Source organism: Candidatus Parvarchaeota archaeon, assembly GCA_016866895.1.
In the GTDB taxonomy this organism is placed as follows: domain Archaea; phylum Micrarchaeota; class Micrarchaeia; order Anstonellales; family VGKX01; genus VGKX01.
Map to the genome: position 1 here is coordinate 1 of VGKX01000029.1, position 9,675 is coordinate 9,675.

General features: G+C 47.4%; 11 protein-coding genes and 1 tRNA gene. All 12 read right to left on the reverse strand.

The features are described 5' to 3' along the window. Positions 1-7: 7 nt before the first annotated feature. The gene (locus FJZ26_01940) at positions 8-991 is read right to left on the reverse strand and encodes a flippase-like domain-containing protein (GenBank protein MBM3229167.1); all 984 of its coding nucleotides are present in this window, start codon (positions 989-991) and stop codon (positions 8-10) included. Positions 992-1,295: 304 nt separating this feature from the next. Beyond that, positions 1,296-1,712 (reverse strand): hypothetical protein, encoded by a 417-nt coding sequence (locus FJZ26_01945; GenBank protein ID MBM3229168.1) that lies wholly within the window; start codon positions 1,710-1,712, stop codon positions 1,296-1,298. A 153-nt stretch (positions 1,713-1,865) separates the two neighbouring features. Beyond that, positions 1,866-2,411, reverse strand: coding sequence for a hypothetical protein (locus FJZ26_01950; protein MBM3229169.1), 546 nt, complete (start codon positions 2,409-2,411; stop codon positions 1,866-1,868). A gap of 140 nt (positions 2,412-2,551) precedes the next feature. Then, positions 2,552-2,695 (reverse strand) — tRNA-Leu (locus FJZ26_01955). Between the two features lie 68 nt (positions 2,696-2,763). Then, on the reverse strand, positions 2,764-3,375 hold the full coding sequence (gene hisE / locus FJZ26_01960) for a phosphoribosyl-ATP diphosphatase (protein ID MBM3229170.1): 612 nt from the start codon (positions 3,373-3,375) through the stop codon (positions 2,764-2,766). A gap of 67 nt (positions 3,376-3,442) precedes the next feature. Further along, positions 3,443-4,198, reverse strand: a complete 756-nt coding sequence (hisF, locus tag FJZ26_01965; GenBank protein ID MBM3229171.1) for an imidazole glycerol phosphate synthase subunit HisF — start codon at positions 4,196-4,198, stop codon at positions 3,443-3,445. 65 nt (positions 4,199-4,263) lie between these two features. Continuing rightward, positions 4,264-4,986, reverse strand: coding sequence for a 1-(5-phosphoribosyl)-5-[(5-phosphoribosylamino)methylideneamino] imidazole-4-carboxamide isomerase (locus FJZ26_01970; GenBank protein ID MBM3229172.1), 723 nt, complete (start codon positions 4,984-4,986; stop codon positions 4,264-4,266). 47 nt (positions 4,987-5,033) lie between these two features. Further along, positions 5,034-5,648, reverse strand: coding sequence for an imidazole glycerol phosphate synthase subunit HisH (gene hisH / locus FJZ26_01975; GenBank protein MBM3229173.1), 615 nt, complete (start codon positions 5,646-5,648; stop codon positions 5,034-5,036). Positions 5,649-5,685: 37 nt separating this feature from the next. Further along, the gene (locus FJZ26_01980) at positions 5,686-6,546 is read right to left on the reverse strand and encodes an ATP phosphoribosyltransferase (GenBank protein MBM3229174.1); all 861 of its coding nucleotides are present in this window, start codon (positions 6,544-6,546) and stop codon (positions 5,686-5,688) included. Between the two features lie 77 nt (positions 6,547-6,623). Next, on the reverse strand, positions 6,624-7,223 hold the full coding sequence (hisB, locus tag FJZ26_01985) for an imidazoleglycerol-phosphate dehydratase HisB (protein MBM3229175.1): 600 nt from the start codon (positions 7,221-7,223) through the stop codon (positions 6,624-6,626). A gap of 63 nt (positions 7,224-7,286) precedes the next feature. Continuing rightward, positions 7,287-9,080 (reverse strand): histidinol-phosphate transaminase, encoded by a 1,794-nt coding sequence (gene hisC, locus FJZ26_01990; GenBank protein MBM3229176.1) that lies wholly within the window; start codon positions 9,078-9,080, stop codon positions 7,287-7,289. Between the two features lie 6 nt (positions 9,081-9,086). Continuing rightward, on the reverse strand, positions 9,087-9,675 hold a 589-nt coding region (locus tag FJZ26_01995; protein ID MBM3229177.1), incomplete at its 5' end, for a histidinol dehydrogenase.

The following is a 9,675-nucleotide window of genomic DNA, read 5'->3' on the forward strand; positions in this document are numbered from 1 at the left end:
TTCTGCACTAAAAATGCCTTGACTCAAGGATTTTTTCCAAATCAAGTCGCCTAATTTGTGCAAGTCCTATCAGGTCGACAAATACCATCAAGCCGCGCGTGAGCAGGGCAAAGGCTGCTGCCTGCGGCGCGCCAACCCCGAAAAAGAACAGAACTCCTACTGCGCCGGCTTCAGACAAGCCTGCTCCGGCAAGGGTTGGGAAAGGCACGAACTGAAGAATAGTTACAAGCGGCTGCAGGCACATGTAGAAAATGAAGACAGGATAGGCAAACGCCGGCTCCATGCCGATTGCCTGGGCCAAAAACATCCACTCAAGGCCCTTCAAAACCCATGTTATTAGCATCAGGCCAAGCACAAACCCAATTTTTTCCTTCACAACCCCGGAATGCTTTTGCATTGATTCAAAAATCCCGTACACCCTTGCGCCAAAAGGCAGCCTGGCAAGAAGTTCCCTGAAATAACCCAGAAACCTGCTTGAAAAAACCAGGAGTATTGCAATGACTATCATGCCAAGCACTGCAAGAATCCCAAGAACCGTTCCTGCCAGCGCAGCGCCTTCAAGCCCGAATGCGAGGGCAACAAAGGCAACTCCCACGCTTCCTGCAACCACCTTTAGTGAAAAGTCGAAGATTTGCGGCCCAAGTATGGCGGCCATCGATTGGCCCATGCTGGCTCCATTTTTGGACAGGGCAAATGCGGTTGCAAAGTAGCCGCTTCGCGCCGGCGTGAAATCAGATGCAAGCATGCCGGCAAAATGGGACATGACGGCCTGCCTGTAGCCAATATCTGTACCCATGCCCCCAATAAGAATTTTGATTCTGTAGGCCATGCACAAATTGATGCCAACATAACAGGCAAGGGCAGCCAATATGTATGTTGGTTTTGCTCCTGCAAGCACAGATACAATCCTGTCAAAATCAAACAGGTATGCCACTGCGCCTATTGCAAGAATTGTTAGCGCAAGCTGCAGCAACTCCTTTGCATGTTTCAATCAAGCACCTTACAAAGTTCTTTTTCTGCCTTATGTAATTAAAAGATGTGTGGCAAGAAGCCGATGTTTTAGAAGGAAAGGGGGTCGAATCCAGGGCACAACCCAAGCATGATGCTAGAGGCTGATGAATTTTTAGTATGTCTGAAAAACTTTCAAACCACAAACTTTTATTTCACCTGTATACTCTTTGGGTTTTTGAGCTGCAAAAGGCTGCCACCCTACACTTGAAATGGTTGGATTCACTTGCCCGTACGGCCAAAAAAGCACTGAACAAACAGTGCCCAAGTCTCATCATAGGTACAAATCATTCCTTTGGCTGTTTTTCCATTTCCTGTTGGTATTTATGCATCCCTGCCGAAATCGCACTGCCTGCTAAGCCAAAAACATCCACTAGAGAAGGCGGCTTGTCGTAGGTGAACGGAACGCCTATCACGTCCGCGATTTTTTTTGCATCGTCCTGATTGCCTATTGCTTGTGGCACATCAAGTTCATTTCCATCTTGTTGCTTGAAAACAGTGTGAGCTTCCCATCGGCCACCTTTTTTCCTGCGAATATAAATTTTTGTGAATCTAATCGAAGAGATGCTGGCAAATGGCAGTGAAAGAGAGCCTCTTGAAAGGATGGACCAGTAGGAATAGGTGAGTGTGGCGGTTGTCTTGTCAGTGGAAACTGAACGAATGGTGTACATGAAGACGACCACTGTGCCAGCAAGAACGAACATGAGCCCAAACGGAGAGGCATGAGACGAAATAAATGGCATTCCAAAAAAAATACCCGCGCCCACAGTCATGAATATGGCTCCAAATAATACTCTAGGTAACGCACCGAGATAATTGTTGAATGAAAGCCGGTTTGCATCCATGTCATTTCCTTTTTACGGCAATTGTTTTTCATCCATTTTTTTCTGTTCTGCGGCTTTCCGCCCCCAATATTCAGCAGTCTGTTTCATCATGTCTGCTGCCTGCTGGGAAGAAGGCGGCCCCTGCGTCTCGAATGGGACTCCGAGAAACTGGGAAATCTGCGTTGCTTCAGTCGGTTCACCTACAATGTTGAGATATGAGAGCACGTTGCCATCAGAAAGGATGAAACAAAGGTCATTGCTTGAAGAGTGCGTTGGCAAGTAGCGAAGCTGCACTTTTGTTATCTGCTGCAGATTGTACTCGAATTTTTTTGAGCCAAGAAGCGAAAATATTTTTACGGCAAGTGTGCGTTTTTGTTTGTCAAGTTCGATGGTGGTTTTTTTGACGACTGCCATTGTCAGAATTCCGATTAAAACAAAAACAACTCCACCAAATAGGTTCTGAGTGGTTACAAAAGTTAAGCCTACGAATGCAAAAAAAGCTCCAATAAAAAGGCCTATATAGAAAACATAGTAATCATCCAGCTTCATGAGGCTTTCGGAAACCTTTTTGACGCCCATGTAACGATTGTTGAATGGGAAGGTTAATATTGATGATTAGCAGTTGCCAGGACTAACTGGTCTGCATTTTGCAAGCAAAAATGCAGGTGACATTTGGGCTTGCGCCCAAAGCATCACAAATTTTTCGCTTCGCTCGAATTTGCAGGGGGCAGGATTTGAACCTGCGTACGCGCTAGGCGACCAGATTTCCTATCCTTGAAGTTCAATACTCCAAGTTTCGGTTTTGCTGCCCAATCAGGGCGATCTTGAGTCTGGCGCGATTGACCAAGCTCCGCCACCCCTGCAAAAGAAAGTAAGAAGATTGCAACTAGAAAGGATAAAAAGGATTGTGGCTTATCAAAAACTTCATTTCTCACTTTTTCCGTCTTTTCAGCTCCTCAATCACTTTTTGGATGTCAATGCCGCGGCTTTCAAGTGCAACAAGTGTAAAATAAAGAAGGTCGGCAGCCTCCCAGGCCACTTCCCTATCTTCTTTAACCAATACCGCCTCCTCAAGCTCGGCTGCCTCCTCCCTTAGCTTGTTTCCAATCTCCTTTTTGTCAGCAAGAAGCTTTGATGTGTAAGAGCCAGCGATTGGCTTTTCCTTCCTTTCCCTGATAACTCCGATAAGCTCGTCAAAGAACCCCCACTCCCTGCCCTTCTTTGCCTCAAAACAGGTCCAACCTCCCTTGTGGCAGGCGCAGTTTCCCATCTGGTCAACAACCGCCAAAAGCGCGTCACTGTCGCAATCCTCAAGCAGCATTTTCACTGCCTGCACGTTGCCTGAAGTTTCGCCCTTTCTCATGACCTTCCCAAACTGCCTGCTGTAGCGCCATAAAAACCCAGTCTCCTTTATTTTTGCAACAGCCTCCTTATTTGCCCAGACAAGGGAGAGCACCTGCTTTGTCTGCCTGTCTTGAACAATAAGGGGCATGAGGCTGCTTGCCCTTCCAGAATTTATTGCACCTTTTTTTCCTGCCGCCATCCATCACACCATCAAACTAGTCTATTCCATTCCCATTTTCATTCCCATTTTCATTCCAATATATTACCTATCCTCTAACTTCTATGCTCTTGCCCTTCAAATACCTTTTCAGTTCAGGAATTTTTATCTTCCCGTAGTGGAAAACGCTTGCCGCAAGCGCCGCATCAGCCCCTGCATCTGCAAATACCTCATAAAAGTCCTGCATTCTTCCCGCTCCCCCTGATGCAATCACAGGAATGCCGATTTTACTGCAGACCTCCCTTACCAACCCAACATTAAATCCAGCCACAGTCCCGTCCCTGTCAATGCTAGTCAGGAGAATTTCCCCAGCCCCAAGCCTCGCGCATTTTTTTGCCCACTCAATTGCATCAATCCCTGTGGCTTTTTTACCCCCATAAATGTAAACTTCGTTGAATTTTCCATTGAACTTTGAATCTATTGCAACAACAATGCATTGCGAGCCACAAGCTGCAGCCCCGGCGCTTATCAGCTGCTGATTTAGAACAGCCGAGGTATTGAGAGCCACTTTATCTGCCCCGGCAAGCAACAGCTCTCTGATATCATCAACACTTCCAATTCCCCCGCCAACAGTGAATGGTATGTCAAGTGCCTTTGCAACATTTCCCACCCACTCAAGCCTTGCCTTTCTCCCCTCATTGCTTGCTGCAATGTCAAGAAATACTATTTCATCAGCCCCTTGCCTTGAATACTCAAGTGCCAGCCCAACTGGGTCTCCCGCATCCTTCAGGCCGACAAAATTCACGCCCTTGACAACCCTTCCATCTTTAACATCAAGGCACGGTATAATCCTTTTTGCAAGCATAAAATGGCACCAATCAAGCTTCATTTATTCCAATTTAGTTATTCCAGCAATCTCGCCCTGCCCATTCAATTTTCTCTTGCTGCCTCAATCGCATCCTTCAAGCCAATTTTTCCCTCATAATATGCTTTGCCAATAATCACCCCGTCAACTCCGGCTTCCTTTAGCTTTGCAATATCATCAATTCCAGCTACCCCTCCTGATGCAACAATTGGGAATTTAGCAGATTTTTTTATCTTTGTGTAAAATCCGCCTGAAATGCCCCCAAGCATGCCATCCTTTGAAATGTCGGTTATTATCACTCCACCAACTCCGCTTCTTGCAATCCTGTCAAGCATTTTGTCAAGCCCGATGCCAGCGCTTTGTGTCCAGCCTTTGACCATAACCGCCCCATCATCCATGTCAAGTGCAATCCAGATTTTTTTGCCAAACGCGCAAACAAACTCCCCAAGCTTTTTTTCATCAGTTGCAACAGTTCCAAGCACAAGCCTTGCGGCTCCGCAGCCAACCAACTCTTTTGCATCATCCAGGCTCCTTATCCCGCCGCCAACCTCAAGTGCAACGCCCCTGGTTTTTGCCGTTGCTGCAAGCATCCCGATTATTCTTCTGTTGTTGCCGGTTCCAAATGCGGCATCCAAGTCAACCACGTGCACAATCGAGGCTCCCTCGCCTGCAAACTTTTCAAGCTGCAAAAGCGGGTCTTTCGAATATACCTTTGCGCTGCTCCGCTTTCCCTCTTCAAGCCTCACCACATTGCCTTCAAGCAAATCAATTGCAGGAATTACGTCCATCTACTGCACCTTAACCATTCTTTTTGTTGTCTGCGTTTTTTGCAAAATCATTCACTTTTCCCTACCATTTCCAAAAAATTTTTCAGAAGCTTCAATCCATCAGCCCCGCTTTTTTCAGGGTGGAACTGGACCCCGATTACATTTTCCCTTCTCACAGCGCTTGCAAACACATCGCCATAAGCAGTCGTTCCTATCACGTCACCTTTATTTTCGGGAAAGCACGCATACGAGTGCACAAAATAAAAGTAGGGCAAATTTCCAATCCCGCTCCACAACCCATCCGCATTTGTACTTACTGCATTCCATCCAATTTGCGGCAGCTTTGGCGCATCCTCAAGCAGTTTGACTTTGCCTTCAATTAATCCAAGCCCCCTTCGCCTTCCCCCCTCCTCCCCTTCTTCAAACAATACCTGCATGCCAAGGCAGATGCCAAGAATTGGCTTTCCTGATTTTGCAAATGCCTTTATTGCATCCGTGGCATCCATCCCCAATATTTTTTCCATTGCAGCTGCAAATGCGCCCACGCCGGGTATCACAAGCGCATCGCAATTGCCTATCTCCCCTGCATTTTTTACAATCTCAACATTTGTTGCTCCAGCACGCAGCAGGCCGGCCTTAACACTAGCCAGATTGCCCATGCCATAATCAAGCACGCCAACAATTTGCCCTTCGTCTGCCTTTTTTCCAGGTGCCATTCAATCACCTAACTATCTGCTCAATGCCAAGGACAAGTATGTCCCTTGCGCCAAGCTCCTTTAGCCTCCGTATTTTTTCAGGCAGGGTTTTTGCATCTGCTACAGTGTGCAGCGCACACTCGCCTTTTGCGGCCAACTGCATTATTGTTGGCGAGCGCATGCCTGGCACAAGCTGCACAATTCTTGGAATGTCCTTTTCAGACACGTTCATCATGACATACTTTTTGCCTGCCGCCTCGTTAGTGCCCCAAACCATCAATGCAAGCGCGTCCAGAATCTCCCTTTTCCTTCCGGCAAGCCCGTCTGTGCAAATCAGGCAAGCCTCGGACTCCATGACAGTTGCAATTTCAACAAGCGAATTTGCAGCCAGAGTCGCCCCTGTTGACACATGGTCGCAAATCAGGTCTGCAATGCCCATGCCAGGGGCAATCTCAGTTGCGCCCTTGACAGGCAAGATAGTTGCCTTCAGCCCATTTTTCTTCATAAATTCACTTGTCGCATTTGGCATCTTTGTTGCAATCGTCTTGCCAGAAATATCCTTTATGCCAATTTTCTGCTTTCCCGCTATTGCAATCCTGCACTTTCCAAATCCAAGTTTTGCCAAAATCCGCACTTTGGCGCACTTTTCTGCAACCAAGTCCTCCCCGGTGATGCCGGCATCAGCTGCCCCCCGCTCAACATACTCGGGAATGTCCTCTGCGCGGACAAATATCACCTCTATTTCAGGGTCTGATGTGCCTGCATAGAGCTTTCGCTGCTCTGTGCCATTCTCTATCTTCACGTTGCATTTTTTCAAAAGCTCCACTGAAGGGGCTGCAAGCCTGCCCTTGTTTGGAAGCGCTATTCTCAATTGTTTTCTTTCCATTTTCAAAACCCCTCTCCAAATTCAATAATTTTTTTATATTCCTCAAACAATTTCCCCCATTTTGCCCTGCCTAACTCTTATTTCTCAATGCTTCCTTTTGTTGAGGGCAATTTGCCTGCCACTCTGGGGTTTATGGAGCAGGCTTGCGAAAGCGCCTTTGCAAACCCCTTGAAAATGCCCTCGCACTTGTGGTGGTCGTTGCCGCCGTACAGAAGCCTGATGTGCAAATTGCACTTGGCCCCCTGCACAAAGCCGGCGAAAAACTCCTTTACAAGGTCGGACTGCAGCTGCCCAATAAACTCGCGCTCAAATTTGGCGTCAAAGTTCAGGTATGCCCTGCCGCCAAAGTCAACTGACACAACCGAGAGCGTCTCGTCCATCGGAAATGCAAAGCTGCCTGCCCTTCCAATTCCTTTTTTGTCTCCAAGGGCCTGCTCCACCGCCCGCCCTAGCACTATCCCAACATCCTCCACAAGGTGGTGCTGGTCAATTTCCAAGTCCCCCTTTGCTTTAACTTTCAGGTCAAACAGGCCGTGTTTTGCAAATGCGCAAAGCATGTGGTCAAAAAATCCAATCCCTGTTGAAACTTCGGATTCTCCTGAGCCATCAATGTCAATTTCCAAGCTAATGTCAGTTTCCTTTGTCTTTCGCACAATTTTTCCGATTCTCTTGCCCATAAAAAAATCACCAGCAGCATATTCCCACCCACGACCTCCAGTCATGAGCCATTGACTCACAAGTCATCTTCCTAGCATCCTAACTATCTCATCAGTTTTTTCCACATTCCAGTCGCCAGCAACAGCCTTGCCAACAATCACGCATGGAATGCCTGCTGCCTTGCATGCCTTTAGGTCAGAAACATTGTCGCCTATGTAAATCGGGTTTTTTGCGCCAAGTTTTTTGGCAGCAAGCAGCAACGGCTTTGGCGAGGGCTTTTCCTCGTCGCAATTCTCGAGTGCGACAATGCAGGAAAATGGAAATACGGACTCCCATCCGTTGTTTTTCACCGCAAACTCTGCCTCTGCCTTTGGCCTGCCTGTCACTATCCCTATTTTCAATCCAGAATCAGAAAGCTTTGCAAGCGTTTCCTTTGCCACAAGTGCAGGCTCGCATTGCATCAGACCATTTAGGTAAAATTCTTGGAAAACTTCCTTCAACCCCAAATACAGTTTGCTTTCCTTTTCATCTCTTGAAAGCGGCAAGGCGCTTTTTATCAGCTCAAGGCTCCCTCTAGCCCTTACAATTGCAAATGCGGCATCCCAGTCGTTATTAAATCCGGGAATTGACTTAATCGCGCTAACTTCTTTTTGCGAAACTCGCTCCCTTCCCCCATTTCTTGCAAACCACTCATTTGCAGTCTTTTCAATTGCAACCCTGTAGGAGTTGCGGACATCCACAAGCACCCCGTCCATGTCAAAAAGCACGCAATCATAGCCTCCTCCCTTTGAAACAATCCCCCTTATGCATTCAATTAGCCTGCCGTTCTCCTCTTCAGTGCCAATAGTTATCCTGAATGTGTTTTGGAGCATTGGCATTGATGACCTGTCGCGTATTATCATGCCCTTTGCGGCAATCTCCTGCTGCATTCTCTTTGCGGTTTTTGCGCCAAGCGGGGGTCTTGCAAGAAGAAAGTTGCACACTGTCGGATATACAATAAATCCCAATTCTTCCAGCCCGCCGCGCAACTTTTCCCTCTCCTTTCTCATCTTCGCCACGTTTTCTTCCATCACGCCTCTGCCCTCAGCAAGTGCTTTGGTGACAAGTGCCGCTGAAAGCGAATTCACATTATATGGGGGCTTGAGGCCGCGAAGTAGTGCAATTGTCTTCACACTTGCAATCGCATAGCCGACACGCAAGCCTGCAAGGCCCCAAGCCTTTGAAAAAGTCCTTGAAACAATCAAATTTTCGTACTTGTCAACCAGCGCCGCAACGCTTTCCCCCCCAAACTCAACATAAGCCTCGTCAACAAATAGGATTGCATTGGTCTTCCCTGCAAGCTCCTCTATCGTGGCTTTTTCCACAGGCGCGCCAACAGGGCTGTTTGGGGAAACTAGAAACACAATCTTTGTTTTTTCATCGCTAGCTCCAATTATCTCACCTACATTCGGCTGAAATCTTGAGTCAAGTAGCACCTGCCTTACAATTCCACCCTGGGCTTTGGCGCAAACGCCATACATCGAGTAGCCCGGCTCGACTGATATTATGTTTTCACCAGGCTCCACAAACGCCCTCACGCACAGGTCGATTATCTCATCAGAGCCATTGCCAACAAGTATGTTTTCCCTTTTCACGCAAGCATATCTTGCAATCTCATCGCGCAATCTGTTTTGGTCAGAGTCGGGATATCTGTTAAGCTCAACCCCAAACTCTAAAGCCGCTTTCCCATCCCTTCCGCCAAAGCTGCATCCAAACGCATTCTCGTTTGCATCCATAAACGCCTCGGCAGTCTTGTACAAGTCCCTGGCGCACGTGTATGGCTCAAGCTGTGCAACTGCTTTTCTTGCCAGCTTTTCAATGTCAATTTTTTTTCCCATGAATTCTCACCGCTTTATTTCCCTTTTCTTGGCACTTCTTGCGTGCCCCTCAAGCCCCTCTGCTCTTGCAAGCACTGCGGTATTTTTTGAAAGAACGCCAATTTTTGGTGTAAAATCCTGCACTACTTCAATGATTTTTGTGAAGCTTGCAACTGACAGGCCAGATGAGAACCTGGCACTTCCCCCTGTTGGCAGCACGTGGTTTGAGCCTGCGCAATAGTCCCCAAACGCCTCGCAGGAGTTTTCCCCAAGGAAAACTGCACCGGCATTTTTCACAAGCTTCATAAGCCTTCTTTCAATCGCCTTTCCCGTCTGTATTTCCAGGTGTTCGGGGGCATAATTGTTTATAGCAGACGCTACCTTGACTATGTCCTCATTGCAAGCAAATTCAGTTGTCAGAATTGCGGAATTCTTTAGGCTTGCCAGAACGATTTCTTTTCTGGGCAGGCCTTCGAGTTGGGTTTCAATCTCTTGCGGTATTTTTTTTGCAAGTTCGTTTGTCGTTATTACAATGGCAGCGGAATCCGGTCCATGCTCAAGCTGGGCAATCATGTCTGCTGCAATAAAATCAGCCCTTGAGGAATTGTCCGCAACA